A 25,442-nucleotide genomic window follows, 5' to 3' on the forward strand; every position below is an offset into this window, starting at 1 on the left:
ACGGATGTTCCGCCCCCGCCGCCCCGCTCCCCGGACGGGCGCGGACGCCGGCGCGGGACGACGGTGAACAGGCGATGGTGAACAATGGGACCGCCCCGGGCTCCGTCCGGGACCCGGGGCGGTCCTGTCGTCGAAGAGAAGAAGATGCGGGTGTCGGTGAACCACAGCGGCGGCCCCGGGGCCGCCTCCGAACCGGTGCGCAGGGCCACCATGCGCGACGTCGCCGCCCTGTCCGGGGTGAGCATCAAGACCGTCTCGCGTGTCATCAACGGCGTGCCCTCGGTCTCCGAGGAACTGCGCGACCGCGTCACCCGCGCCATCGCCCGGCTGGACTTCCAGCCCAACCTGGCGGCCAGCAGCCTGCGCCGCACCGACGGGGCCACCCGCCAGATCGCCCTGCTGCTGGAGGACGTCGCCAACCCGTTCTCGGCCACGCTGAGCCGGGCCGTGGAGGACGCGGCCCGCGAACACGGGACGCTGGTCCTGGCGGGCAGCCTGGACGAGGACCCGCAGCGCGAGAGGGAGCTGGTGCGGGCGGCCACCCTGCACCGGGTGGACGGCATCCTGCTGGTCCCGGCCGGCCCGGACCACGGCTACCTGCACCGGGAGATCCGCAACGGGACGCCGGTGGTGTTCGCCGACCGCCCCCCGCGCGGCCTGGCCGCCGACGCGGTGCTGTCCGCCAACGCCGAGGGGGCGCGGCGGGCCGTGCTGCACCTGGCCGACCACGGGCACACCGAGATCGCGTTCCTGGGCGACGGGCACCGGATCAGCACCGCGGTCGAGCGGCTGGCCGGGTACCGGGCGGCACTGGCCGAGCGCGGCCTGCCCGAACGGCCCGGCCGCGCGGTGTGGGACCTGTCCGACCCGCGGAGCGCCGCGGAGGCGGTGGCGGCGATGCTGGACTCCGACGACCCGCCCACGGCCCTGTTCACCGCCCAGAACCTGGTGACGATCGGCGCCATCCGAACCCTCCAGGCCCGCGGCCTGCACGGCGAGGTGGCGGTGGTGGGGTTCGACGACTTCCCCATGGCCGACCTGCTGATGCCCCGGGTGACGGTGGTCGCCCAGGACGTGGCGGGCATCGGGGCGCTCGCGGTGCGCCGCCTGTTCGAGCGCATCGCGGGCGACACCTCCCCGCCCCGAGAGGAGCGTGTGCCCACCGCCCTGGTCGTCCGCGGCTCCGGCGAGATCCCCCCGGCCGCCGGGCGGTGGAGCGGGGCCGGGGGGAGCGCTCCTAGGTGAGCGAGGAGTAGGCGACCACCCCGCGGCGGACCAGGTCGGAGGCCTTGCGGGCGGTGGAGCGCACGCTCTGGTCGCCGGTGGCCCCGGCGATCTGGCCGAGCATGTCCACCAGCATCTTGGCGGTGCGTACGAAGTCGCCCGCGGTCATGTCGGACTGGCGCAGGATCGCGTCCAGCCGGTCGCCGCGCGCCCACCGGTGGGCCGTCCACACGAACCCCAGGTCGGGGCGGCGCAGGAAGCTCACCCGGTGGCGGGCCTCCACCTCGTTCAGCTCGCCCCACAGGCGCACCATCTCGGCCAGGGTGTCGTCCACCCGGCCGCCGGGCAGGCGCGGGTACGCCTCGTCGTTGCGGCGCGCCTCGTACACCAGGGACGCCGCGCAGGCGGCCAGCTCCACCGGGGAGAGGTCCTTCCACAGCCCCCGGCGCAGGCACTCGGCGACCAGCAGGTCCAGCTCCGAGTACACCTTGGCCAGGCGCGACCCGTCGTCGGAGACGTCGTCGCCGTCCAGGTACCCCAGGTCCTCCAGCACCCCGCACACGCGGTCGAAGGTGCGGGCGATGACGTGGGAGCGGCCCTCCACCCGGCGGCGCAGGGACTCGGTCTCGCGCTGGAGCCGGTGGTAGCGCTCCGCCCAGCGGGCGTGGTCCTCGCGCTCGGCGCAGCCGTGGCAGGGGTGCTCGCGCAGCGCGGCGCGCAGCCGGAGCACCTCGGAGTCCTCCCCCGCGTTGCGCGGGCCCCGCTCGTAGACGGGGTCGGTGCCCTGCTCCTTGAGCTTGTTGCGCAGGGTGGAGGCCAGGTCCTGGCGCGACCGCGGCGACTTGGCCGAGAACGACTTGGGGATGCGCATCCGCCCCGACGCGTGCACCGGGACCGGGAAGTCCGCCGCGTTGATCCGCTTGACCTGCTTGTCCACGGTGAGCACCAGCGGCGCGGGCAGGTCGTGGCGCAGCCCCGGGTCCAGCACGACGGCGTGCCCGGTGTGGCGGCCCGCGGGGATGCGGATGATGTCGCCGGGGCGGAGCCGCTCCAGGCTCTCCAGCGCCTCCTCCCGCCGCCGCGCCGACCGGTTCTTGGACAGCATCGCCTCGCGGTCGCTCAGCTCCCGCCGCAGCCGGGCGTACTCCATGAAGTCGCCCAGGTGGCACTCCGCGGACGCGGCGTACCCCTCCAGCGCCTCCTCGTGCTTGCGCAGCTGCTTGACCAGGCCCACCACCGCCCGGTCGGCCTGGAACTGGGCGAAGGACTCCTCCAGCATCGTGCGGCTGCGCCGCCGCCCCACCTGGCCGACGAGGTTGACGGCCATGTTGTAGGAGGGCTGGAAGCTGGAGTTGAGCGGGTAGGTGCGGGTGCCCGCCAGCCCGGCGATGGTCTCGGGGTCGCTGCCCGCCTGCCAGACGACGACCGCGTGCCCCTCCACGTCGATGCCGCGCCGCCCGGCGCGCCCGGTGAGCTGCGTGTACTCGCCGGGGGTGAGCTGGACGTGGGCCTCGCCGTTCCACTTGTCGATCTTCTCGATGACCACGGTGCGGGCGGGCATGTTGATGCCCAGCGCCAGGGTCTCGGTGGCGAACACGGCGCGGATGAGTCCACGCGAGAACAGGTGCTCGACGATCTCCTTGAACGTCGGCAGCATCCCCGCGTGGTGGGCGGCGATCCCGCACTCCAGGGCGCGCAGCCACTGGTCGAACCCCAGGACCGCCAGGTCGGCGCCGGGGATGTCGGCGCAGCGGGTCTCCGCGTACTCGCGGATGACCTCGGCCTCCTCGGGGGTGGTCAGGACCAGCCCCGCGGACAGGCACTGGCGGACGGCGTCGTCGCACCCGGCCCGGCTGAAGATGAACGTGATGGCCGGCAGCAGCCCGAGGTCGTCGAGCTCCTCGACGATCGCCGGGCGCGAGGGCGGCGCGAACCGGCTGCGCGGGCGCACGGTCCCGCGCGAGCGCGCCTGCGGGTGCCGCCTGCGGTGGGCCAGCTGGGTCAGCCGGGAGTCCTCCTCGGCGATGCGCGACAGCCGCGGGTTGATCCGCAGCGTCTGCCCGCCCACGCGGATCTCGCGGGGCTGCCAGCCGCGCTCGCGCCTGCGCTTCTTGCCGCCCTTGCGGTTCCTGCCGCGGTCCCGGTCGCCGGCCTCGGAGTCCTCGCCGTCCCCGCCGGTCCCCTCCTCCGCCTCCAGGTCCACGAACAGGTCGTGGATGCGGTCGCCCACCATGACGTGCTGCCACAGCGGGACGGGGCGCTTCTCGTCCACGATGACCGTGGTGTCGCCGCGCACCTGCTGCAGCCACTCGCCGAACTCCTCGGCGTTGGACACGGTGGCGGAGAGGGCGACCATGCGCACCGACTCGGGCAGGTGGATGATCACCTCCTCCCAGACCGCGCCGCGGAACCGGTCGGCGAGGTAGTGGACCTCGTCCATCACCACGTACGCCAGGCCGCCGAGGGTGGCCGAGCCCTCGTAGAGCATGTTGCGCAGCACCTCGGTGGTCATCACGACCACCGGGGCGTCGCCGTTGACGCTGTTGTCACCGGTCAGCAGCCCGACCCGGTCGGCGCCGTAGCGCGCGACCAGGTCGTTGAACTTCTGGTTGGACAGCGCCTTGATGGGCGTGGTGTAGAAGCACTTGGTGCCCTCGGCCAGGGCCTGGTGGACGGCGAACTCGCCGACCACCGTCTTGCCCGAGCCGGTGGGCGCGGCCACCAGCACCCCGTGGCCGTTCTCCAGGGCCTTGCAGGCCCGGACCTGGAACGGGTCGAACTCGAACCCGTACAGCCCCTGGAACGCCTCGATGGCGGGGCTGGAGGCGCCCTGGCGCCGACGGAAGGCGGCGTACCGCTCAGCGTGACTACTCATATGGCCTCCAGCCTATGAGGTCAGCTCCAACATCTCGACCGACTTCGGCACCACCTCGCACACCAGGGGCGCCCCGCCCAGGCGTTCCCCGTCGGCGTAGACCGGCACGCCCTCGGCGCGGATGGTGACGGTGCGCCCGCGTTCGGAGACGATCTCGGGCCGGTCGAGGTGGCCGCCGGTGAAGACCAGGGGGAACAGCAGCAGGAACCGGGCCAGCGGCGTCTCGCGGCCGAAGACCACGTCGATGAGGCCGTCGTCGGGCTCGGCGGCGGCGCACACCTTCATACCCCCGCCGTAGGAGGTGGTGTTGCCCACGGCGACGAGCATGCCGGGCTCGTCGATGACCCGGCCGTCCACGTCGATCTCGTAGCGGACGGGCTTGAAGGAGCCGAGTTCGGCGACGACGCCCGCGAGGTACCCGGCCCGGCCGATCCTGAACCGGAACCCGTTGACGCGCTCGTTGACGCGGGCGTCGAACCCGCACGCCAGCACGCTGAGGAAGTGGCGGCGGGTCCCGTCGGCCAGCTCGACCCGCACGCAGTCCACCGAGCGGGTGCGCCCGCGCAGGATGGCGGCGGCCACGTCGCGGACCGACCCGCGCGGGCGGCCGAAGGCGCGGGCGATGTCGTTGCCGGTGCCGGCGGGCACCACGGCCAGGGGCACCCCGGTGCCGACCACGCCCTGGAGGGCCTGGTGGACCAGCCCGTCGCCGCCCACGGCGACCAGGGCGTGCGGTGCGTCGGCGGCGGCGAGGCGGGCCAGGCGGCGGCTGTCGGCGGCCGAACCGCCGCTGTAGACGTGGACGCGCGCCCCGGCCTCCCGCAGCGCCTCCTTGAGGCGGACCGCGGTGACGGCGGCGCGGCGCCGTCCCGACTTGGGGTTGACCAGCAGGGCGATGTGAGGGGACTGCATGGGGGTCCTTCGCTACCCGGGGGCGGGGAGGGTGTACGGACGGCGCGGGGACGCCGCACACCCTCGCGCCCGGGTGTGCGCGGACCGCTCAGGGGGCGTCGGTCCCCCGCGCGGCCGCGTCGGCCTCCTCGCGCTGACGGCGATGGTACTCCTCCATCGCCTTGGGGCTGTTCAGCGGGGAGGGGACCCATCCGACCTCGACGTCCACCTCGCCGCGCTGGATCCTGGCCTCCTCCTCGGTGAGGTACTCCTCGGGGATGTCGAACTCGCCGTCGCGGGCCCCCAGGACGAACGCCTCCCACTCCGCGGGGGTGAAGAACAGGGTGCCCTTCCCGGGCGACTTGCCGTCGCGCACCGCGCGGAAGCCGTCGTCGAAGGTGGCGACCTCCACGATCGCCTCCGAGTCGGGGTTGGAGAGGGAGGAGCGCATCCACACCGCGTCGGTGGTGTCGTGCCACTTCTCGTTGCCCATGGCCTCGGGCGGGAGCTCCCGCCCGGTCTGTGTCTGCTCGCTCATCGGATGTCCTCTTCACACTGCCGGGGACGCCGTCCGGGGAGGGGGAAAGGGGTCGGCGCCGGGGGCCCGACGGCCCCCGACGCCGACCCTAGCGCGTACGGGAGGTGCTCAGGAGCGCTTGCCCGCTTCCTCCTCCAGGTCCGGATCGTCCAGGGAGGAGGGGGTGTCGTCCAGTTCGGAGATCTCGTCGTCGGACAGGTCGCCGTAGGGGTCGTGGCGCTTCTTGCGGCGGTCGTTGAAGAACGCGAAGAGCTCGGCGGCCTCGAACAGGACCACCAGCGGTACCGCCAGGGCCAGCATCGAGATGGGCTCGGCGGGGGTGACCACGGCGGCCAGGACGAACGAGCCGAAAATGATGACCCGGCGCCACTTGGCGATGGCGGCGTGCGGCAGGACGCCGATGATGTTGAGCAGGGCGACCAGCAGCGGCAGCACGAAGCCCAGGCCGAACATGGTCATCATGATGAGCATGTAGCTCAGGTACTCGCCGATGGTCAGGAAGGGCTCGGCGTCGTCGGGCAGGAAGCTGAACAGCACCGTCAGCGCGTAGGCCGTGACGTAGTAGGCCAGCGCGGCACCCGCGACGAACAGCACCGCGGCCAGCGGGGCGAAGATGTAGGCGTAGCGCTTCTCCCGGGTGTGCAGCGCGGGGGCGACGAAGGCCCACACCTGGTACAGCCAGAAGGGAGCCGAGACGATCGCGCCGACGAACAGCCACACCTTGAACGCGACGAAGAACGCGTCGAAGGGGCCGGTGACGATGAGGGAGCAGCCGTCCTGCGCGGCGACCTTCGACTCCGGCAGCGAGCAGTAGGGGGCTTTGAGGAACTCCCACACGTAGTCGTAGGCGAAGTAGCCGACCACGCATCCCAGCGCGAGCGCGATCACCGCCTTCACCACGCGGCCGCGCAGTTCGCGCAGGTGCTCCATGAGCGGCATCCGGGCATCCGGGTTGGCCGCCCGGCGTCGGGCCCTCATCCTGTGGTCACTCTTCTCTCCCTCGGGGCCGCGCACCCGTGGTGCGGCCGCCTGCCCGGGCACGGCGCGCCCCTGGGCGCCGCGCCCGCCGCCACGGCCCACCGGGACCGCGCGAGCCTGCCGTTACTGCTGGTTGTTGTAGGGCTGGGGCTCGCCGGCCTCGTTGACGATGCGCTGGCCGGGCGGCAGCTGCGGGTAGGAGGTCTGCGGCTGCTGCGGCTGCGCCTGGGGCGCGGCCTGCTGCTGCGGCTGCTGGGCCTGCGGCTGCTGCTGGGCCTGCTGGTTCTGGTCGTCCTCGTTCTCCACCAGGCCCTTGCTCTCGGCCTTGAGGATGCGGGCGCTGCGGCCCAGGGAGCGGGCCAGGTCCGGGAGCTTCTTGGCTCCGAACAGCAGCAGTGCGATGACCAGGAGGATCAGGATCTCACGTGCCCCGATACCCATCCTTCTCACTTCCTTTCGCGGCGCGACCAGGCGCCTTCGATGGTACGCGCACCGGACACGGGGTCGTCACCCGTCCCCGCCACGGCGGAGGGGGAGCGCCTGCGCCCCCTCGGTCCGGTGCTCGCCCGACGCCCGCGCCACCTGTCGGGCCAGCGCGTCCGCCGCCCGGCGCACACGCAGCGCGAGGACGCCGATGAGGACGCCTCCCACCGCAAACGCGCCGAACAGGACAGTCAGGACGATCACGCTTGTACCTTATCCCTTCCACCCCGACCTACACCCTGCCCCCGGATGAACAACCGAGGCTCACTCGTGCGACGAATCGGTCTCGGCCGACCGTCCGCGGGTTTCAGGGCGCCCGGTAGAGCTCCAGCGTCCGGCGCGCCTCGGCCCGCGCCTGCTCGGCCAGCGCCGGCGGCGCCGTGATCCGCCCCCGCGGGCCGAGCCGCAGGGCCAGCCGCACCACCCAGGCGGGCGCGGGGGTGCGCAGCGAGGCGCGGACCCCGCCCCCCGGCAGCTCCGCCGTCGACTCGCACACGTAGTCCTCGGTGACCCACCGGGCCGAGGACTCCAGGTCCAGGGTGACCAGCGCGTCGCGGTCGGAGAGCTGGAGCAGCCCGCCGGACAGGTCGCGGCGGCCCACCCCCTCGGGCACCTCGGCCGGGTAGGGCAGCACGGTGAGGGCCAGCACCCGGTCCAGGCGGAACAGGCGCACGTCCTCGCGCAGCCGGCAGTACCCCTCCAGGAAGGTGTGGCCGTCCTGGACGACCAGGCCCATGGGGTCCACGTCGCGCTCGGTGACCTGGTCCAGGTACCCGGACAGGTAGCGCAGGTGCAGGCGCTGGCCCGACTCCAGGGCCTCGGCGCAGCGCCGCCGCGTCTGCTCGACCTGCTCGTCGTCGGAGTCCTCCAGGCGGACCTGCACCGAGTCGGCCAGGGAGCCCAGGGCGGTGCCCGCGGCGGTGCGCAGCTTCTCCGAGACCCGCTTGAGGGCGCCCGACTCCAGGCCCTCGGCCTCGGGCAGCGCCTCCAGCAGCGACAGGCCCACGACCAGGCTGGCCGCCTCGTCGGCGGTCAGCCGCAGCGGCTGGGCCAGCGTGTCGGCGTTGCCGATGATGATCTCGCCGGTCTCCCTGGCCGCGTCCAGGTCCACGTCGATGAGGTCGCCGGGGGTGTACCCGGGCAGGCCGCACATCCACAGCAGGCTCAGGTCGGCGACCACCTGCTTCTCGGTGAGGCCGAAGTGCTCCGCCACCTCCGGCACCCGCACGTCGCGGCCCAGGGCGTAGGGCACGAGCATCAGCAGGCGGCGCAGCTGGTCGGCCGAGCGCGGCCCGCGCGCCGGGCCGCCGCCGGGGGCCGCCTCGGCGGCCGGGGCCGGGTCGGGGTCGGGGACCCCGGCGTCGGCCGTCGCCGACAGGTGCTCGACCACGGCGGCACGGGCCTCGGCGGGTTCGACGATGACGGCGTTGGCGCCGTAGGAGGCCACGTGCTCGACCAGGTCGGGGACGTCGGTGTAGGGGACGGTGAGGACGTCCCAGCCGCCGTCGGCGCCCTCGCGCCCGCCCGGGACCACGCGCAGCGCCCCGCGGCGCAGGGCGTGGGCGGTGTCGGCGCGCACGCGCACGGTGGCGGTCGCCTCCGGCTCGGCCCGGTGCCCGGCCGCCACCGACCGCAGGTCGACGCCCTCGGGCACGACCACGTCGGGGCCGCCGCGCAGGACCTCCACCTCGCCGCGGATGCGGCCCAGGCGGAACACGCGGCGGGCGTCGCGCAGCCGGTCGTGGCCCACCACGTACCAGTGTCCGCGCAGGTTGACGATGCCCCAGGGCTCGACCTCGCGCCGCTCGGGCTCGGACTGGCCGGGTTTGCGGTAGTCGAAGGCGATCGGCCGCCGGTCGCGCACCGCCTGCCAGACCGGCCCGAACGCGGGCTCGTCGGTGCGCATGGCGGGGGTCAGCCCCGGGGCGGCCTCGGTGTCCACCGGCACCCCGGCCGAGCGCAGCTTGAACAGGGCGTTGGCCGCGGCCTCGCCCAGGGAGGCGTGCCGCCAGGCGCGGGCGGCCAGGCCCAGCACCACGGCCTCGTCGGGCAGCAGCTCGATCTCGGGCAGCTCGTAGTCGGCCCGGGAGATGCGGTAGCCCTCCTCGCCGCTGATCGCGTCGCCGGTGCCCACCTGGATGGGGATGCCGCTGTCGCGCAGCTCCCGCTTGTCCCGCTCGAACATGCGCTTGAACGCCTGCTCGCTGTCGGCCTCGGCGTAGCCGTACACCGTACGGCGGATCTCCTGGGCCGTCAGGTGGCGGCGCGTGGACAACAGGCAGATGACCAGGTTCAACTGCCGTTCCGTCTTCCTGCGCGACATCGCCTGCACCCTCTTCTCGCCCGCGTGTGGAATGCCGTCGGCCCCGGGGCGCGTCGTCCCCGTACCGACTCAGCAACGAAGGTACCGTGCCTTGCATGATCCGGTGGCGCCGTGGTGAAGTCCGTGAACTCCTCCCGTCCTGGCCCGGGGTGCGGGTGTGCCTGGCCGCCGTCGAGGACGGCGCGGGCGGGGAGGCGCAGTGCCGGGCGATCGCCTACACCGGTCTGGTGGGCGACCCCCGCCCCGGCGACACCGTGCTGCTCAACACCGGGGCCCTGGACCTGGGGCTGGGCACCGGCGGGTACGCGATGGTGGTGGCCCTGCCCGACCGGCTGCCGCCCGACCGGGAGGGGCCCGGGCACCTGGTCAAGGCGCGGTACACCCCGCTCCAGGCATTGGTGGAGGGCGCCGACGAGCAGGACTCCCCGCACCACGCGACGCTGCGCGACGCGGCCGGGCTGGCGGGCATGCCCGTGGTGGTCGCCGACCTGCACTCGTCGCTGCCCGCGGTGCTGGCCGGGGTGCTGCACGAGCGGCCCGGGGCGCGGGTGGTCAACGTCATGACCGACGGCGGTGCGCTGCCCGCCGCGTTCTCCCGGACCCTCGGGGTGCTGCGCGAGGAGGGGCTGCTGGCGGGGTGCGTGACCACCGGGCAGGCGTTCGGCGGCGACCTGGAGGCGGTGACGGTCCACTCCGGGCTGCTGGCCGCCCGGCACGTGCTGGGCGCGGACGCGGCGGTGGTCTGCCAGGGCCCGGGCAACCTGGGAACCGGGACCCCCTGGGGGTTCTCGGGGGTGTCCTGCGGCGAGGCGGTCAACGCGGCGGCGGTGCTGGACGGGCACCCGGTGGCGGCGCTGCGGGTCAGCGAGGCCGACCCCCGCCCCCGGCACCGGGGGGTGTCCCACCACAGCCTGACGGCCTACGGGCGGGTGGCGCTGGCCCGCGCCGACGTGGTGGTGCCGCTGCTGCCGGGGGTGTTCGGGGAACGGGTGCGCGCCCAGGCGGCGCCGCTGGGCGCCCGGCACACGCTGGTGGACGTGGGTGTGGAGGGCCTGGAGGAGGCGCTGCTGGCGCTGCCGGTGAAGCCCTCCACCATGGGCCGGGGCCTGGAGGAGGACCGGGCGGCGTTCCTGAGCGCGGCCGCCGCCGGCCGCCACTGCGCCGCCCTCATCTGACCCTCAGCGGACGGCCCTCGCCCCCGGCACCTCCTTCACGGGGCCGTCGGGGCCGGGCGCCTGGCCGGGCACCGGGACCGGCCGGGCCGGGGTGAGCGAGTGCGGCGAGGGCTCGTCGAAGAACGCCCCGGGCCGGAACATGGCCAGTGACGTCGGGTCGGCGCGGACCCCCTCGTCCACGCGGATCGCCGCGGGCACGAACACCGCCCCGTCCCCGCAGGTCACACCCCACACGCGGCCCGGTCCCGCCGACACCACCTCGCCCGGGGCGCCGCCCCGGACCCCCTCGTCCAGCATCCCCGGGCACAGGGTGATGCGGCTGCCGCCGAACATCGCGAAGGCGCCCGGGTAGGGGTCGGCCAGGGCCCGCACCAGGCGGTCCACGTCGCGGCCCGAGGCGGTGAAGTCGATGCGCCCGTCGCTGGGCCTGCGGCGCGGCCACACCGACGCGTGCCCGCGCTGGGGCCGCCGTGGCGCGGTGCCCGCCAGCAGGTCGTCGATGCGGGCCGCGAGCATCTCGGCCTGGCGGCGGGCCACCCGGTCGTACAGGCCGGTGGCGGTGATGTCGGGCTCGACGTCGAACCACGCCTGGTCGATGATGTCGCCGGTGTCGCCGCCCCCGTCCAGGTGCAGCAGGGTGACGGCGCTGGCCCGCATGTCGCGCAGGATCGTCCACGGGATGGGGGCGCGGCCCCGGCCGACCGGCAGCGGAGCCGGGTGCAGGCCGACCCCGCCCCGCGGCAGGGCCGCCAGCAGGCGTTCGGGCACGGGGCTGGACCACCCGGCGACGACCAGCAGGGCGACGCCGCGGACGGCGAGCGCGTCGCGGACCTCGTCCGAGCCCAGGTCGGAGGCGCGCAGGTGCTCCAGGTCGTGGCGTCGGGTGACCGCCTCGTAGTCGACGTAGCCGGAGCGGTGGGCGAGTTCGGCGGGGTAGGAGACCACCAGGGACGGCGGGCGTCCCTGGGCGCACAGTTCCTCCAGGGCGGGGACCCCCAGGCTCAGCCCCGACACGTAGCAGTAGCGCAGCCGGTCCTCCACGGACTCCCCCTCCGCTCGGTCCACCTTGGCACGACTCTACGCAGCACAGCGGCGGAGCCGCCGGAGGCCGCCGTCGCTCTGCGTGTCCGGTGCGGCCCGCGGGGAAAGCGCGGGGGCCTCCCGGCGGTCGCCGGGAGGCCCCTGTGCTCGCGGGATGCGGGGGTGCGCTACTCGGTCGCCTCGCCCTCGGGGGACTCCTCGTCCGCGGGGGCCTCCTCACCGCCGTCCTCGGCTCCCTCGGAGGCGCCCTCCTCGGGCTCGGCCGGCGGCGGGTTGTCGAAGGCGCCCAGGACGTCCACCACGAAGACGAGGGTGCCCGCCGGGGCGCCCATCGCCTCCTCCTCTGTCTCGCCGTAGGCCATGTCGCCGGGCACGACCAGGAGCAGGCGGCTGCCGGTCTTCTGGCCGACGATGCCCTCGTCCCAGCCCTTGATCACCGAGCCCGCGCCGATGGTGGTGTCGAAGGGGGCGCCGCCGCGGGTCCAGGTGGAGTCGAACACGGGGTGGTCGCCGTTCTCGTCGGCCTCCCAGCGCACACCGGTGTACTGGACGATGACCTGCTGGCCCTCCTCGACCTCGTCGCCCGTCCCCTCGATCAGCGGGACGACCTCCAGCTCCTCGGGCGCGTCGCCCTCGGGGATCTCGATCGTGGGCTCGCTGTGGCCCTCCTGGGTCACGGTGGGCAGGCCGTCGCCGCCGTCGGTGGTCTGCTCGCCGGGCACCACCGAGCCCATGCCGAAGCGGTCCAGGATGTCGACGACCAGGACGCTGGCGCCCACCTGGGGCGGCTGGCCCATGGACTCGGCCTGGGCCTGCTCCTCCTCGGTCAGCGGCGGGAAGACGTACACCGCGCGGCTGCCGACGGCCTGGTTGACCAGGACCGAGCTGATCTGCTCGGGCATGTCGGTCATACGGATGAGGTCCGGGGCCCCGGTCTCGTAGCTGGACTGGCCCTCGACCGGCTCGCCCTCGCCGGGGCCCGTCCACTGGAACTGGGCGACGTTGGCGATGACGAGGTCGTCGGCGCGGACCAGCTCCTCCTCGCTGGGGCCCTCGTCCACGACACCGGAGAGCTCCTCCTCGGGGGGCTCGATGTCGGGGAAGGCGACCTCGGGCGCCTCGCCGACGTCACCGGTGACGGTGGGCAGCCGGGAGTCGAGCTGGTCACCGTCCATCCGCATGAAGGCGGGAGTGCGCCACTCCTCGGGGATGTTTCCGCAGCTTGAGACCGTCAAAGCGATGACGGTCAGGGGCACCGCGAGGGCGGCGGCACGTCGGTGCATGGGTCACTACCTCTGTTTTCCGGCTCGGGACAGGGTCACACTACCGAAAAGCGCGACCTCCACCACCTCCCCCCGAGGCGGAACATCGGTAACAAAAGGTCACCGCGGCCCTGCGCGGCGCCCCTTTCGAAAGCGCCGGGAGGCGTTCCGGCCCCACTGCGGGGCGGTCCCGACGGCGGGCACGGCACGGCCCCGGCGGCGGGGGAACGCCGCCGGGGCCGCTGGTGCCGCCGGTCACATCCCGGCGATGAGCTTCTCCACCCGCTCGTCCACCGACTTGAAGGGGTCCTTGCACAGCACGGTGCGCTGCGCCTGGTCGTTGAGCTTGAGGTGCACCCAGTCGACGGTGAAGTCGCGGCGCTGCTCCTGGGCGCGGCGGATGAACTCGCCGCGCAGCCGGGCCCGCGTGGTCTGCGGGGGCACCGACTTGGCCTCGAAGATCTTCAGGTCGCCGACCACCCGCTCCATCTGGCCGCGGTTCTGCATCAGGTAGAACAGGCCGCGGTCGCGGTGGATGTCGTGGTAGGTCAGGTCGAGCTGGGCGATCCGGGGCGAGGACAGGGACAGGTCGTGCTTGGCGCGGTAGCGCTCCAGCAGCATGTACTTGGCGACCCAGTCGATCTCCCGGGAGACCGACTCCAGGTTCTGGGTCTCGACCGCCTCCAGGGTGCGCTGCCACAGCTCCAGGACCCGCTTGCCGGTCGCGTCGGTGCCGTGCCGGTCGACGTAGCTCTGCACCTTCTCCAGGTACTCGCGCTGGATCTCCAGCGCGCCCGCCTCGCGCCCGTTGGCCAGGCGCACCTTGCGGCGGCCGGTCATGTCGTGGCTGACCTCGCGGATCGCCCGGATCGGGTTCTCCAGGGTGTAGTCGCGCATGACCACGCCCGCCTCGATCATCCGCAGCACCAGGTCGGTGGAGCCCAGCTTGAGCAGGGTGGTGGTCTCGCTCATGTTGGAGTCGCCGACGATGACGTGCAGGCGGCGGAAGCGCTCGGCGTCCGCGTGCGGCTCGTCGCGGGTGTTGATGATCGGCCGGGACCTGGTGGTGGCGGAGGAGACGCCCTCCCAGATGTGCTCGGCACGCTGGCTGACGCAGTACAGGGCGCCGCGCGGGGTCTGCAGGACCTTTCCGGCCCCGCAGATGATCTGCCGGGTGACCAGGAAGGGGATGAGCACGTCGGCCAGCCGCCCGAACTCCCCGTGCCGGCCCACGAGGTAGTTCTCGTGGCAGCCGTAGGAGTTGCCGGCGGAGTCGGTGTTGTTCTTGAACAGGTAGATGTCCCCGGCGATGCCCTCCTCGTGCAGGCGCTGCTCGGCGTCGACCTGCAGCCCCTCCAGGATGCGCTCGCCGGCCTTGTCGTGCGCCACCAGGTCCACGAGGCTGTCGCACTCGGGGGTGGCGTACTCGGGGTGGCTGCCCACGTCCAGGTAGAGGCGGGCGCCGTTGCGGAGGAACACGTTGCTGCTGCGCCCCCAGGAGACCACCCTCCGGAAGAGGTAGCGGGCGACCTCGTCCGGCGACAGCCGGCGCTGTCCCCGGAAGGTGCACGTGACCCCGTACTCGTTCTCCAGCCCGAAGATCCGTCGTTCCACGCGGCCTCACCAACTTCCCGTCACCGTCGGCCCGGGACGACGGGGCCGCGTCGTCCGCCGGCCGGTGCGGCGCCCGCGGGGCGCCGCACCGCTTCTGCTATGCGTCGTCCTCGGTGGTGGTACCGCCGGGGGCGGCCCCGCCGCGCCCCTCCTGGAGGAGGGAGACCAGGCGCTGCCCCTGGATGCGGCGGAACTTGCGGTGCTCCCTGGAGCGCTCCAGGACGGCGACCTCCAGGTTGGCCGCCTCCAGCTCGCGCTCCTCGCCGTTCTCCCTGGCCAGGGCGTGGGTGGCGGCGTTGAGCGCGGCAGCGAGGGAGGCGGTCGCGGAGAACCGGTCCTTGAGCGCCTGGGAGACGTGGTCGGAGGACCCGCCCACCGCGACGAACCCCTGCTCGTCGACGATGGAGCCGTCGAAGGTGATGCGGTAGATCTCGTCGCCGTCGGCGGTGTCGCCGACCTCGGCGACGACGATCTCCACCTCCCAGGGCTTGAGGCTCTCGCTGAACACCGTGCCCAGGGTCTGGGCGTAGATGTTGGCGAGCTGGCGCCCGCTGACGTCGCGGCGGTCGTACTGGTACCCGCGCACGTCCGCGAAGCGCACGCCCATCAGGCGCAGGTTCTCGAACTCGGGGTAGCGGCCGACCGCCGCGAAGGCGATGCGGTCGTAGAGCTCGCTGATCTTGTGGAGTGTGCGGGAGACGTTGTCCGCCACCAGCAGGATGCCGCCCTCGTACTGCAGGACGACGGCGCTGCGGCCGCGCGCGATGCCCTTGCGCGCGTAGTCCGCCTTGTCCTTCATCTGCTGTTCGGGGGCGACGTAGAACGGCATCGACACCGCGGATCGTTTCCTTACCTAGAAGTCCAATGGGGCGGGTGGGGCCGGGCCGGCGGCTCAGGCCAGGGGGGCGGTGGGGCCGTCCGGGTGGACGGCGCGCCCCTCGACCACCTCGGTCGCCAGGCGGGCGACGTCCTCGGCGGGCAGGCGGCGGTGGCCGTCCGCGGTGATCACGTCGACCAGGGGGAAGATCCTGCGGTGCAGGTCGGGGCCTCCGGTGGCGGAGTCGTCGTCGGCCGCGTCGTAGAGGGATTCCAGGGCGGCCTTGACGGCGTCCGTCTCCGTGAGGTCATCGCGGTAGAGCTTCTTGATGGAGCCCTTGGCGAAGACCGACCCGGAGCCGATGGAGTAGTAGCGCTGCTCCTCGTAGCGGCCGCCGGTCGCGTCGTAGCTGAAGACGCGGCCGCGGCCCTCGTTCTCGTCGAAGCCGACGAAGAGGGGGACCACGACGAAGCCCTGCATGGCCAGGCCGAGGTGGCCGCGGACCATCTGCGCGAGCTTGTTCGCTTTGCCCTCGAGGGAGAGCGAGCGGCCCTCCATCTTCTCGTAGTGCTCCAGTTCCACCTGGTAGAGACGGGCCAATTCGATACCGAAGCCGGCGGAGCCCGCAATGGCCACCGCGGAGAACTCGTCCGTTCGATAAACTTTTTCCATGTCGCGGTTGGCGATCACGTTGCCCTGGGTGGCGCGCCGGTCGCCCGCGATCAGAACGCCCCCGGGGAAGGTCAGCGCGACGATCGTCGTCGCGTCGGGGGCGAGGTGCTCGGCGGCGGCCCCCTGCGCCTGTGCCGACAGTCCGTGGCCGGGCATCAGTTCAGGCCTGACCTCCCGGAGAAACTCGGTGAAGGACGAGGTCCCCGCACTCATGAAAGCGGCGGGCAACCCCTTGCCCTCGAACCCTTCGAACACGCGACTCCCTCCACTCGCGCCCCGCCCCGACGCGGGCGGGACGCCTCGTCCTCAGTCTTCTCGGATCAGACCCTAGCCGGGTCCGCGGCGGCGCCGACGGCATCGCCGGTGCGCTGTCAGCGAACCGCCGCGGGGCCGGGCCGCCGGGCTACTGTCCGCCCTTCTGCACGAACTGCCGGACGAAGTCCTCGGCGTTGCTCTCCAGCACGTCGTCGATCTCGTCGAGGATGTCGTCGACGTCCTCGTCCAGCTGGTCCTTGCGCTCCTGAACGTCGGCGGAGGCCTCGACCTCTTCTACCTCTTCGTCGCGGCGCGACGCGTGCTTCTGACCGCCGGTGTCCTTCGCCATACCTGCTACCTCCCGTTCGGGGCTCTCGCCCTTATCTTGGCCCAACACCGGGCACCTCAACCCACTTCCCGGAGCCCGATACCGGCTGGTTACCTCGAACCACGGGGCGTACGCGCGGCCGGAATCCGCACCGGCGGCCCCCGCTCCCGGGCGCGTCGCGCCGTGACCGGCCCTGCGGCGGCGCCCGTCAGGCCGGGGGCGCGGGCGCGCGAGGGCTCGGCCGGACCGGGCGCTGCGGGCCGGTGCTCGGATGATCCCAGGTGGTGACCGAACGGAAAAGCGGGAATACCCGGGGTCACGGGCCCACGGGGCCCGCTCCCCCCGCCCCTTCCCACAAGGAAGTCACCCCCATGAAGCACTCCCCCGCTCTGGCCGCGCTGGGCCTGGCCGCCGCGATGCTCGCGTCGGCCGGCCCCGCGGCGGCCGACACCGTCGAGGACGCGCTGGTCCGGGACCTGGGCCTGACCGCCGAGCAGGCGCACGGGCTGCCGCGGGCGCAGGCCCGGGCCGCGGAGATCGACGCCGCGGCCGCGGACCTGGACGCCTACGCCGGGTCGGTGTTCGACGTCCGGACGCGCGTGCTGACGGTCCACGTCACCGACGGGTCCGCCGTGGCCGCCGTCGAGGCGCTGGGCGCCGCGGCCGAGGTCGTCGACGGCGACCCGGACGAGGCCGTCCGCGCGCTGAACGCCGCCGAGCCCCCCGAGGGCGTCGTCGGCTGGTACCCCGAGGCCGGCGCCGTCGTGGTGGAGGTCCTCCCCGGCTCCGGGGTGTCCGCCGCCGACCTGGGCGTGCCGGACGACGCGGTGCGCCTGGTCGAGGCCGCCCGGCCGTCGACCTACGGGCGGATCATCGGCGGCCACCGTTTCACCGCCTACGGCGGCAGCTGCACCATCGGCTTCTCGGCGCGCGGCGACGGCGTCGAGGGCTTCCTGACCGCCGGCCACTGCGGCCGCCCCGGGGACGTCCTCCAGGGCCCCGACGGTCCCGTCGGCGTGTTCCGGCACTCGGTCTTCCCCGGTTCCGACGGCGCGTTCGTGCAGGTCTCCCCGCCCTGGGTGGTGACCAACCTGGTCGAGCGCTACAGCACCGCATACCTGGAGGTGGCGGGCTCCACGCCCGCCCCCGTGGGGTCGGCGCTGTGCATGTCCTCGCCGTCCTACGGCTGGCAGTGCGGCACCCTCCAGGCCCGCAACCAGACCGTGAGCTACCCCCAGGGGACCGTGCGCGGCCTGTTCCGGACGAACCTGTGCGCGGGCCCCGGGGACTCGGGCGCGCCCATCGTGGCCGGGGCCCAGGCCCAGGGGATCGTCTCGGGCGGCTCCGGTTCGCCCGGGGGCGGGTGCACCACGTTCGGCCAGGAGGTGAACCCCCTGCTGGCGATGTGGGGGCTGACCCTGGTGACCTCGTGACGGCCCCCTTCCGGGAGTAGGCCCTCCGCGACGGGGCCGGGCCGCGGCCCGGCCCCTCCTCGTTCCGGCCCCCTCGCCCCGGCGCGCCCCCGGCCGATCCGGGACCGGTCGCGCCTCCGCGGGCGGCGGCACCGTGACCTCGGTTGTTACCGCCGTGTAGCCACGCGGTCACGAAGGGGACGGGGTCCCGTGACCGGATCCGGCCAGGGAACCCCCCTTGCGGCACCCGGCTTTACGCGCAGGGTAACCGGACGACTGCGGAAAAATACAGGTCGTTCAACATTCGACTACCAACAGCCACCGCGGGACCCCGTCTCATCGGATGATCCCCTTGCCACTTGGGCGCTTTCCGGAGAAAGCGGGTCTTTCCCTCGCCAAAGTGTCCACTTATGGTTTGGAATCGTTTACCGAGCGTCTCGGTGAGCTTCGCGGAGTGGACCAATCCCACTCCGCGGAAGGGCCGCCCGTCCCCACCGGAACGGGAGCCCATTCCCCCGTCAATCCCCCTGGAGAGTAGGGATCATGCGACCCTCCCCCGTTATCTCCGCCGTCGGAACGGGAGCCCTGGCCTTCGGCCTGGTGCTCGCCATGTCCCCCGGCGCCTACGCGGCGACCGCACCACAGACCCCCGTGGCCGATGACAGCGCCGCCACCATGCAGGAGGCACTGGCCCGCGACCTCGACCTGACCCAGGCCGAGGCCACCGAGCTCCTGGAGGCCCAGGAGGACGCCCTGGACGTCGACGCCGAGGCGACCGAGGCCGCCGGCGACGCCTACGGCGGCTCGCTCTACGACATCGAGACCCAGGACCTCACCGTCCTGGTCACCAGCGCCGACGCCGTCGCGGCGGTCGAGGCGACCGGTGCGCAGGCCGAGGTCGTCGAGTACGGCACCGAGGGCCTGGCCGAGGTCGTCGAGGCCCTCGACGCGGCCGACGCCCCCGAGGGTGTCACCGGCTGGTACCCGGACGTCGCGAGCGACACCGTCGTCCTGGAGGTCCTGGAGGGCACCGACGTCGACGCGCTCCTGGCCGACGCCGACGTGGACGCCTCCGCCGTCGAGGTCGTCACCACCGACGAGGCCCCGCAGCTGTACGCGGACATCATCGGCGGCCTGGCCTACTACATGGGCGGCCGCTGCTCGGTCGGCTTCGCCGCCACCAACAGCGCCGGCCAGCCGGGCTTCGTCACCGCGGGCCACTGCGGCACCGTGGGCACCGGCGTGACCATCGGCAACGGCCAGGGCACCTTCGAGCGCTCGGTCTTCCCGGGCAACGACGCCGCGTTCGTGCGGGGCACCTCGAACTTCACCCTGACCAACCTGGTCAGCCGCTACAACGGCACCTACCAGTCCGTCACCGGCACCACCCAGGCGCCGATCGGGTCGGCGATCTGCCGCTCCGGCTCCACCACCGGCTGGCGCTGCGGGACCATCCAGGCCCGCAACCAGACGGTCCGCTACCCGCAGGGCACCGTGAACGCGCTCACCCGCACCAACGTGTGCGCCGAGCCCGGCGACTCCGGCGGCTCCTTCATCTCCGGCTCGCAGGCGCAGGGCGTCACCTCCGGCGGCTCCGGCAACTGCTCCAGCGGCGGCACCACCTACTACCAGGAGGTCCTGCCGATGGTGAACTCGTGGGGCGTGCGGATCCGCACCAGCTAGTCGTCCCGCCCACCCCCTCCCCCGGTGTCCCCGCCCGCGCGCACAGCGCGGGCGGGGACGCCCCCGTTCCCCCGCGGGTCCCCGGCCGGGAGGGCCCGCCCCTTTCCCGGACTCGGGGATGCGCGGGCCTCAGGCCCGGTGGACGACCTTCCCGTCCAGCACGGTCAGCCAGGCGTTCACCGAACGCAGCTCATCCGGGCCCAGCCCCTCGACGGCGCGGTCCAGGACCACGACGTCGGCCAGGTACCCCGGCCGGAGGGCGCCGAGCCGGTCCTCCATCCCCACCGCGTGGGCGGCGTCCAGGGTGTGCGCCCGCAGCGCCTCGTGCAGGGTGACCGCCTGGTCGGCGCCGATCTCGTCGCCCTCGCGGGTGGTGCGCCCCACCGCGTTGGCGATGGTGTCCATCGGGCGCAGGCTGGAGACGAACGCGTCGCTGGACAGCGCCGGGCGCAGGCCCAGGTCGAGCTCCTCGCGCATCGGCTGGAGCCGGTGGGCCCGGTCCCCCAGGCGGCGCAGGAAGTCGCGCCCGCTGTCGTAGAGGAAGTTGGGCTGGTTGACCGGGATGACCCCGTACTCGGTGAACCGCTTGGCCTGCTCCACCGTCGGGTACCCGCAGTGCTCCACCCGCGGGCGCGGGTCGGGCCCGGACACCTTCGCCGCCGACGCGATCGCGGCCAGGGTGTGCTCCATCGCGGCGTCGCCCTGGGTGTGGATCGCCACCTGCCAGCCCTCGCGGGCGGCCCGGGTCACCAGGTCCACCAGCTGGTCGGGGTGGTGGTACAGGCTCCCGGCGAACTGGCCCCGCTCGCCGTAGGGGACGGTGAACTTGGCGGTGCCGCCCAGCAGGGTGCCGTCGGAGTAGAACTTCATGCCGGTCAGGCGCAGCCAGTCGTCGCCGAACGGCGAGGCCAGCCCCGCCTGGGTGAGGGCGTCGAGCTGGTGGGACAGCGGCATGCCGAAGGTGCGCAGCGGCAGCGTCCCGGCGTCCCGCGCCGCCCGGTACACGCGCAGCTCGCGCGCCGACACCTGCGGGTCGCACACGGTGGTCACGCCGGCGGAGAGGTAGGGGCGGGCGGCGTCGGACAGCCAGCCCAGGAGGTGCTCGGTGGGCAGGTCGGTGTGGAAGTTGGGCCCGTGGCAGCCGATGTCGACGGCCAGCGGCAGCAGCAGCTCCATCGCGGCGTCGGTGACCATGCCGGTGAGGCGGCCGCCCTCGTCGCGCACGAACGAGCCGCCCGCCGGGTCGGGCACGTCCTCGCCGATGCCGCTCCAGGCCAGGGCCGCGGAGTTGACGACGGCCTGGTGACCGGACACGTGGTAGACGATGACGGGGTGCTCGGTGGTGGCCGCGTCCAGGTCGCGTCGGGTGGGGCGGCCCCCGGGGTACTTGGCGTCGTCCATGGAGAAGGCGCGGATCCACTGCCCGGCCGGGGTGCGGGCGGCCTCGGCGGCGACGGCGGCGACCAGCTCGGCGGCGCTGCCCACCCGGGGGTAGCGGGCGTCCACGGCGGCCAGGGACTCGGCGGTGGACAGCAGGTGGTTGTGCGGGTCGATGAACCCGGGCAGGACGGTGCGCCCGCCCGCGTCGATCTCGGTGGCGCCGGGCCCGGCCGCGGCGCGGGCCTGCTCGGCCGTGCCGGCCAGGAGCACGCGCCCGTCGCGCACGGCCAGTGCCTCGGCGCGGGGGCGGGAGTCGTCCATGGTCAGGACGGCGGCGTTGTGGATGAGCAGGCCGGACACGGCTTCCTCCTCGGTTCGGATGCGGGTGGGAGCCCCGGGGCGGGCCGGAGGACGGCCGGCCCGCCCGGGGGGACGGAAGAACGTCGATCGGTGCTTCCGGTTCGGGGGGTGTCGGGGGGTGCGCCCGGTTCAGGCCGACGCGGACTCCAGCAGGTCGGCGTCGCGGTGCCGGGGCGCGTTGGCCAGGCAGATGATGCTGACCACCGCCATCGCCATCAGCAGGCCCGCCACCGGCAGGATGCTGCCGGTCGCCGCGTACAGCGCGGTGCAGGCCAGCGGCGACAGGCCGCCGAAGATCGCGCCGGCGACCTGGTAGGCGATGGAGATGCTGGTGTAGCGGGCCCGCGGCGGGTACATCTGCGCGAGCACCCGGGCGATCGGGCCGTAGACCGCGGCCATGGCCAGGCGCATGACGCACAGCGACAGGAAGATCAGGCCGACGCTGCCGGTCTCCAGGACCAGGAACTGCGGGATCGCCAGGACGATGACGCCGACCAGGCCGATGGTGACCACGCGGACGGTGCCGAAGCGGTCGCCCAGCCAGGACACCCCCAGGGTGGCGACCAGCTCCACGAACGCGGCCAGGCTCAGGCCGTTCAAAATGACCTGTTCGCTGATGCCGACCTCGGTGACCCCGTACCCCTGGAGGAAGGTGGTGACGATGTAGTAGCCGCCGACCGCGACCGGCAGGATCCCGATGCCCAGCAGCAGCGGCCGCCAGGAGGTGCGCAGCGCCTCGCGCACGGGCAGCTCGGTGGGCGCGCCCTTCTGCTGCGCAGCCTCGAAGACCGGGGACTCCTCCACCTTGAGGCGGATGAACAGGCCGACCAGGACCAGCAGCACCGACGCCAGGAACGGCAGGCGCCAGGCCCAGTCGTGGAGGGCGTCGGCGTTCCAGGCGGCGATGAGGCCGAACGAGCCGGTGGCCAGCAGGGCGCCGGCCGGGTTGCCCAGCTGGGCGAAGGAGCCGTAGAAGGTCTTGCGGTCCTCGGGCGCGTGCTCGACCGCCATGAGGACGGCGCCGCCCCACTCGCCGCCGACGGCGATGCCCTGCACGAACCGCAGCACCACCAGGAGCAGCGGGGCGAGGAACCCGACCTGCTCGTAGGTGGGCAGCAGGCCGACGCAGAAGGTGGCCACGCCCATCATGAGCAGGGTGATGACCAGGGCCGACTTGCGGCCGAGCCGGTCGCCGTAGTGGCCGAAGACCAGGCCGCCCAACGGCCTGGCGAAGAAGCCGACGGAGAAGGTCGCGAAGGAGGCCATCAGGCCCACGACCGGGTCCGTCCCGGCGGGGAAGAACTGGGTGGCGAAGACCAGGGCCGCGGCCGTGGCGTAGACGTAGAAGTCGAACCACTCGATGGTGGTGCCGACGAAGGCCGCCACGGCCGCACGCGCGGGGTGCGAGGACGTGGGGGCGGTCCGCTCTGACATGGGAACTCCGGTTGCGTGTGGCGCGATCGTCGGGCGCTGCTCAGGTGTTGTTGTGACCGTAGACACTCCCCTGTCACCGGCGCCGGGATGTTCCGCACAGGGCGTACCGTGACAAAAGTGCGGCGCGCACAGTCGGTCCCACCGCGCGCCGCCGGGACGCACGACCGGGACCCGGGAGCAGCCGTGAGCATCACCGTCCGCGACATCACCTCGGCACCGCACCTGGAGGTGTACGCCTCGGCCGGGTCCCCGGAGCTGGACCGGGTGGTGCGCTGGGCGCACGTCACCGAACTGCCCGACCCGGTGCGCTGGCTGCGCGGCGGCGAACTGGTGCTGACCGTGGGGCTGGGCCTGGGGTCCGGCGAGGAGGAGCGGCGCGCCTATGTCCGGCGGCTGCACCGGGCGGGGTGCGCGGCGCTGGCCTTCGCCATCGACGTGTGGCTGGGCGGGACGATCCCGCCGGAGGTGCTGGACGAGGGCGACCGGCTCGGCTTCCCGGTGCTGCGGGTGGAGGGCGAGACGTCGTTCATCGCCGTGGTGGAGACCGTGGCCGACCACTACGCCGCCGAGCGGAGCCGGGAGCAGGGCAGGGTGCTGGCCGCCCAGGACGCGATGGCGCGGGCGGCGCTGCGCTCGGGGCCGGCGGGGGTGATGCACGAGCTGGCGTCGGCGGCGTCCGGGGAGTGCCTGCTGCTGGACCGCAACGGGATGACCAGCCGGGCCGTCCCGGACGCCGAGCCGGCCTGGCACGCGCCGGTGCGCGCCGCGGTGGCCGGGTCCGGCGGCACGCCGGGCATGCGGGTCCTGGCCGGGGACGGCCGGGGCACGGCGGGCGCGGACGGTCCGGGCGCCGCCGAGGCGGACGGCACGGGCCCAGGGACGGGCGGTGCGGCGGACGGCGAGGGGGTGATCCTGCTGCAGACGCTGGGCACCACCGGCCGGACGCTGGGGTGGCTGGCGCTGCGCTGCGCCGCCCCCTCCACGAGCGTGCGGGTGCTGGCCAACCACGCCGCGTCGCTGCTGGCGGTGGACCTGCTGCACTCGCGCGACGCGCGCCGGGCGATCTTCCGCGAACGCGCCCCGCTGCTGCGGGCCGCCGTGCTGGGCGGGCCGGTGGGCGTTCCGCTCACGCTGCCGCCCCCGCCCTGGGAGGTGGTCTGCTATCGGACCGGCGGGGAGCGCGACCCCGCTCCGGGGACGCCGAGCGCGCTGGACGCGGCGGCGGACGCCCTGGTGGACGTGCTCGGGGACACCGGTGCCGCGCAGAGCACGGGGCTGTGCCCGCTGGACGGGGTGCTGGTGGCGGTGCTGCCCGACACGGGCCGCCCGCACGCCGGAGAGCGCCTGCTCGCACTGCTGCCGGGGGTGCCGGCGGCGGGGGCCTGCCGGGCGCGCGGGCCGGCCGACCTGGCCTCGGCGGTGTCCCGGGCCCGCGACGCGGTCCCCCCGCAGGGGTACCGGCACGTGGACGAGGCGGACGCCTGGGCGCTGCTGCGGTCGGCGGTCCCCGAGAGCGGGTCGCGGGCGTTCACCGAGGCCGTGCTGGGGCCGCTGCTGGAACACGACGTGCGCAACGGGACGGAGCTGGCGCACACCCTGCGGCACTACCTGGACTCCGGGGCGCAGGTGGAGGGGACCGCCCGGGACCTGGGGGTGCACCGCAACACGCTGCGGGCGCGGCTGCGCACCGCCGAGCGGGTGCTGGGCCGCCCGCTGTCCGATCCGCGGACCCGGCTGGAGCTGTGGACGGCGCTGAGCCTGCACCCCCTGCGCTGCACCGACGGCACCTGGCACGACTGAGCGCCCGCGGGGGCACCGGCGGTCCTCCCCGCCGCACGTGGGGAGGACCGCCGGCGGTCAGGCGGCGACGGTGTAGAGCCGTCCGGAGTGGGCGTCGGTCTCGATCTCGTCGACGAAGGCGACGGCGTAGTCGGCGTCGCTGAGCCGGCTGCGCCCGTGCTCGTCGGTGAGGACGACGTCGCCGCCGGTCCGGTAGCGGCCGGTGCGCTCGCCCTCGCTGACGAGTTCGACCGGCGGGGCCAGGTAGGTCCACCGCAGGTCGAGGCTGATCTGGTAGAGGAAGTAGGCGCGTTCCAGGGAGCGCGCCAGGTCGCGCAGGGGGCCGCGGGCCATCCTGCTCTGCCAGTAGGTGGCGGTCCTGGACTCGTCGGCGTACAGGTGTCCGTGGCTGCCGGCCACGAGGAGCCGCACGGGGGTTCCGGTGAGCAGCGAGATCAGGTGGCGGTCGACCTCTATGTGGTCGCGTTCGCGGCCCACCTGGGCCTGGTGGGCGTTGACGAGGACGTCCAGGCCGTCGAGGTCGCCGTAGCCGATCTCCAGGGGGTCGCGGCGGATGTCGCACACGTCGTGCCCTCGCTGACGGGCTTCGGCGGCGATGAGCGCTCCGATGCCCGTGGTCGCGCCGATGACACCGATCCGCAGGGAAGTGGCGTTGTCTTGCATGGCGGGTCCTTAGGGACAGGTGCTGTGACCCGGTGCGGGGCCGTCGAACCCGAAGGAACGGCCCCCACCGAGGAGAATGAAGTGACGGAGAGGTCTCCGCCACGTACACAGAACTTACCGGAGAGGTCTCCGCCAGGCAATCCCGAAAACCTGTGACGCGAGCCGCAGCACCCTCGGAAAACACCGTCTGAACTGGGATGACAAAAAATCGAAATATCGGCTAACCTATGACGG

21 protein-coding genes are annotated in these 25,442 nt (G+C 73.7%); 5 read left to right on the forward strand and 16 right to left on the reverse strand.

Annotation, left to right across the window (positions count from 1 at the left end; genetic code table 11):
• Nucleotides 1–150 precede the first annotated feature (150 nt).
• Nucleotides 151–1,245 carry a LacI family DNA-binding transcriptional regulator gene (locus K1J57_RS30330; RefSeq protein ID WP_370634551.1) on the forward strand — a complete coding sequence of 365 codons (1,095 nt, stop codon included), beginning with the start codon at nucleotides 151–153 and terminating at the stop codon, nucleotides 1,243–1,245.
• Here the strand turns inward: K1J57_RS30330 and K1J57_RS30335 are convergent.
• The 7 genes from K1J57_RS30335 to K1J57_RS30365 all read right to left on the reverse strand — a co-directional run bounded on the left by K1J57_RS30335 (nucleotide 1,238) and on the right by K1J57_RS30365 (nucleotide 9,312).
• Nucleotides 1,238–4,099, reverse strand: coding sequence for an RNA helicase (locus tag K1J57_RS30335; RefSeq protein WP_220562108.1), 2,862 nt, complete (start codon nucleotides 4,097–4,099; stop codon nucleotides 1,238–1,240). The genes K1J57_RS30330 and K1J57_RS30335 overlap by 8 nt on opposite strands.
• A 12-nt stretch (nucleotides 4,100–4,111) precedes the next feature.
• Nucleotides 4,112–5,011, reverse strand: a complete 900-nt coding sequence (locus K1J57_RS30340; RefSeq protein ID WP_220562109.1) for a diacylglycerol kinase family protein — start codon at nucleotides 5,009–5,011, stop codon at nucleotides 4,112–4,114.
• An 88-nt stretch (nucleotides 5,012–5,099) separates the two neighbouring features.
• A complete protein-coding gene (locus tag K1J57_RS30345; protein ID WP_220562110.1) occupies nucleotides 5,100–5,528 on the reverse strand; it encodes a DUF397 domain-containing protein in 429 nt (142 codons plus the stop codon).
• 108 nt (nucleotides 5,529–5,636) lie between these two features.
• Nucleotides 5,637–6,467, reverse strand: a complete 831-nt coding sequence (gene tatC / locus K1J57_RS30350) for a twin-arginine translocase subunit TatC (protein WP_220565890.1) — start codon at nucleotides 6,465–6,467, stop codon at nucleotides 5,637–5,639.
• A gap of 162 nt (nucleotides 6,468–6,629) precedes the next feature.
• The gene (gene tatA / locus K1J57_RS30355) at nucleotides 6,630–6,947 is read right to left on the reverse strand and encodes a Sec-independent protein translocase subunit TatA (protein WP_220562111.1); all 318 of its coding nucleotides are present in this window, start codon (nucleotides 6,945–6,947) and stop codon (nucleotides 6,630–6,632) included.
• A gap of 66 nt (nucleotides 6,948–7,013) precedes the next feature.
• On the reverse strand, nucleotides 7,014–7,193 hold the full coding sequence (locus K1J57_RS30360; protein ID WP_220562112.1) for a hypothetical protein: 180 nt from the start codon (nucleotides 7,191–7,193) through the stop codon (nucleotides 7,014–7,016).
• 103 nt (nucleotides 7,194–7,296) lie between these two features.
• The gene (locus K1J57_RS30365; protein WP_220562113.1) at nucleotides 7,297–9,312 is read right to left on the reverse strand and encodes a YafY family protein; all 2,016 of its coding nucleotides are present in this window, start codon (nucleotides 9,310–9,312) and stop codon (nucleotides 7,297–7,299) included.
• A gap of 95 nt (nucleotides 9,313–9,407) precedes the next feature.
• Here K1J57_RS30365 and K1J57_RS30370 point away from each other — a divergent pair, with 95 nt between their 5' ends.
• Complete coding sequence (locus K1J57_RS30370) at nucleotides 9,408–10,487, forward strand: DUF3866 family protein (RefSeq protein WP_220562114.1); 1,080 nt, start codon at nucleotides 9,408–9,410, stop codon at nucleotides 10,485–10,487.
• 3 nt (nucleotides 10,488–10,490) lie between these two features.
• Here K1J57_RS30370 and K1J57_RS30375 read toward each other — a convergent pair whose 3' ends face one another.
• The 6 genes from K1J57_RS30375 to K1J57_RS30400 form a co-directional block, all read right to left on the reverse strand.
• Nucleotides 10,491–11,552 carry a methionyl-tRNA formyltransferase gene (locus K1J57_RS30375; protein WP_370634552.1) on the reverse strand — a complete coding sequence of 354 codons (1,062 nt, stop codon included), beginning with the start codon at nucleotides 11,550–11,552 and terminating at the stop codon, nucleotides 10,491–10,493.
• A gap of 143 nt (nucleotides 11,553–11,695) precedes the next feature.
• Entirely contained in the window at nucleotides 11,696–12,811 is a 1,116-nt protein-coding gene (locus K1J57_RS30380; protein ID WP_220562115.1) for an FKBP-type peptidyl-prolyl cis-trans isomerase, read from the reverse strand.
• 234 nt (nucleotides 12,812–13,045) lie between these two features.
• Complete coding sequence (gene pafA, locus K1J57_RS30385; RefSeq protein ID WP_220562116.1) at nucleotides 13,046–14,404, reverse strand: Pup--protein ligase; 1,359 nt, start codon at nucleotides 14,402–14,404, stop codon at nucleotides 13,046–13,048.
• A gap of 97 nt (nucleotides 14,405–14,501) precedes the next feature.
• Entirely contained in the window at nucleotides 14,502–15,239 is a 738-nt protein-coding gene (prcA, locus tag K1J57_RS30390; RefSeq protein ID WP_220562117.1) for a proteasome subunit alpha, read from the reverse strand.
• A gap of 57 nt (nucleotides 15,240–15,296) precedes the next feature.
• A complete protein-coding gene (gene prcB / locus K1J57_RS30395; protein ID WP_220562118.1) occupies nucleotides 15,297–16,148 on the reverse strand; it encodes a proteasome subunit beta in 852 nt (283 codons plus the stop codon).
• Nucleotides 16,149–16,296: 148 nt separating this feature from the next.
• Nucleotides 16,297–16,497, reverse strand: a complete 201-nt coding sequence (locus tag K1J57_RS30400; protein ID WP_220562119.1) for a ubiquitin-like protein Pup — start codon at nucleotides 16,495–16,497, stop codon at nucleotides 16,297–16,299.
• Nucleotides 16,498–16,847: 350 nt separating this feature from the next.
• Here K1J57_RS30400 and K1J57_RS30405 point away from each other — a divergent pair, with 350 nt between their 5' ends.
• Nucleotides 16,848–17,909 (forward strand): S1 family peptidase, encoded by a 1,062-nt coding sequence (locus K1J57_RS30405; protein ID WP_220562120.1) that lies wholly within the window; start codon nucleotides 16,848–16,850, stop codon nucleotides 17,907–17,909.
• 522 nt (nucleotides 17,910–18,431) lie between these two features.
• Nucleotides 18,432–19,571: a S1 family peptidase gene (locus K1J57_RS30410; protein ID WP_220562121.1), complete on the forward strand. Its 1,140-nt coding sequence runs from the start codon at nucleotides 18,432–18,434 to the stop codon at nucleotides 19,569–19,571.
• Between the two features lie 129 nt (nucleotides 19,572–19,700).
• Here the strand turns inward: K1J57_RS30410 and K1J57_RS30415 are convergent, their stop codons facing one another.
• Nucleotides 19,701–21,311, reverse strand: coding sequence for an amidohydrolase (locus K1J57_RS30415; RefSeq protein ID WP_220562122.1), 1,611 nt, complete (start codon nucleotides 21,309–21,311; stop codon nucleotides 19,701–19,703).
• A gap of 129 nt (nucleotides 21,312–21,440) precedes the next feature.
• A complete protein-coding gene (locus K1J57_RS30420) occupies nucleotides 21,441–22,745 on the reverse strand; it encodes an MFS transporter (RefSeq protein ID WP_220562123.1) in 1,305 nt (434 codons plus the stop codon).
• 183 nt (nucleotides 22,746–22,928) lie between these two features.
• On the opposite strand from K1J57_RS30420, the gene K1J57_RS30425 reads away from it, so the two are divergent.
• Complete coding sequence (locus tag K1J57_RS30425; protein ID WP_220562124.1) at nucleotides 22,929–24,545, forward strand: PucR family transcriptional regulator; 1,617 nt, start codon at nucleotides 22,929–22,931, stop codon at nucleotides 24,543–24,545.
• Nucleotides 24,546–24,602: 57 nt separating this feature from the next.
• Here K1J57_RS30425 and K1J57_RS30430 read toward each other — a convergent pair whose 3' ends face one another.
• Nucleotides 24,603–25,208, reverse strand: a complete 606-nt coding sequence (locus K1J57_RS30430) for an NAD(P)-dependent oxidoreductase (RefSeq protein ID WP_220562125.1) — start codon at nucleotides 25,206–25,208, stop codon at nucleotides 24,603–24,605.
• Between the last annotated feature and the right edge of the window lie 234 nt (nucleotides 25,209–25,442).

This window comes from Nocardiopsis sp. MT53, assembly GCF_019598965.1.
GTDB classification, from domain to species: Bacteria; Actinomycetota; Actinomycetes; order Streptosporangiales; family Streptosporangiaceae; genus Nocardiopsis; species Nocardiopsis changdeensis.

Coding starts and splice junctions, on each gene's coding strand:
- K1J57_RS30335 (WP_220562108.1), bottom strand. CDS start 4,099: ATGAGTAGTCACGCTGAGCGGTACGCCGCCTTCCGTCGGCGCCAGGGC.
- K1J57_RS30340 (WP_220562109.1), bottom strand. CDS start 5,011: ATGCAGTCCCCTCACATCGCCCTGCTGGTCAACCCCAAGTCGGGACGG.
- K1J57_RS30345 (WP_220562110.1), bottom strand. CDS start 5,528: ATGAGCGAGCAGACACAGACCGGGCGGGAGCTCCCGCCCGAGGCCATG.
- tatC (WP_220565890.1), bottom strand. CDS start 6,467: ATGCCGCTCATGGAGCACCTGCGCGAACTGCGCGGCCGCGTGGTGAAG.
- tatA (WP_220562111.1), bottom strand. CDS start 6,947: ATGGGTATCGGGGCACGTGAGATCCTGATCCTCCTGGTCATCGCACTG.
- K1J57_RS30365 (WP_220562113.1), bottom strand. CDS start 9,312: ATGTCGCGCAGGAAGACGGAACGGCAGTTGAACCTGGTCATCTGCCTG.
- K1J57_RS30370 (WP_220562114.1), top strand. CDS start 9,408: ATGATCCGGTGGCGCCGTGGTGAAGTCCGTGAACTCCTCCCGTCCTGG.
- K1J57_RS30380 (WP_220562115.1), bottom strand. CDS start 12,811: ATGCACCGACGTGCCGCCGCCCTCGCGGTGCCCCTGACCGTCATCGCT.
- K1J57_RS30400 (WP_220562119.1), bottom strand. CDS start 16,497: ATGGCGAAGGACACCGGCGGTCAGAAGCACGCGTCGCGCCGCGACGAA.
- K1J57_RS30405 (WP_220562120.1), top strand. CDS start 16,848: ATGAAGCACTCCCCCGCTCTGGCCGCGCTGGGCCTGGCCGCCGCGATG.
- K1J57_RS30410 (WP_220562121.1), top strand. CDS start 18,432: ATGCGACCCTCCCCCGTTATCTCCGCCGTCGGAACGGGAGCCCTGGCC.
- K1J57_RS30420 (WP_220562123.1), bottom strand. CDS start 22,745: ATGTCAGAGCGGACCGCCCCCACGTCCTCGCACCCCGCGCGTGCGGCC.
- K1J57_RS30430 (WP_220562125.1), bottom strand. CDS start 25,208: ATGCAAGACAACGCCACTTCCCTGCGGATCGGTGTCATCGGCGCGACC.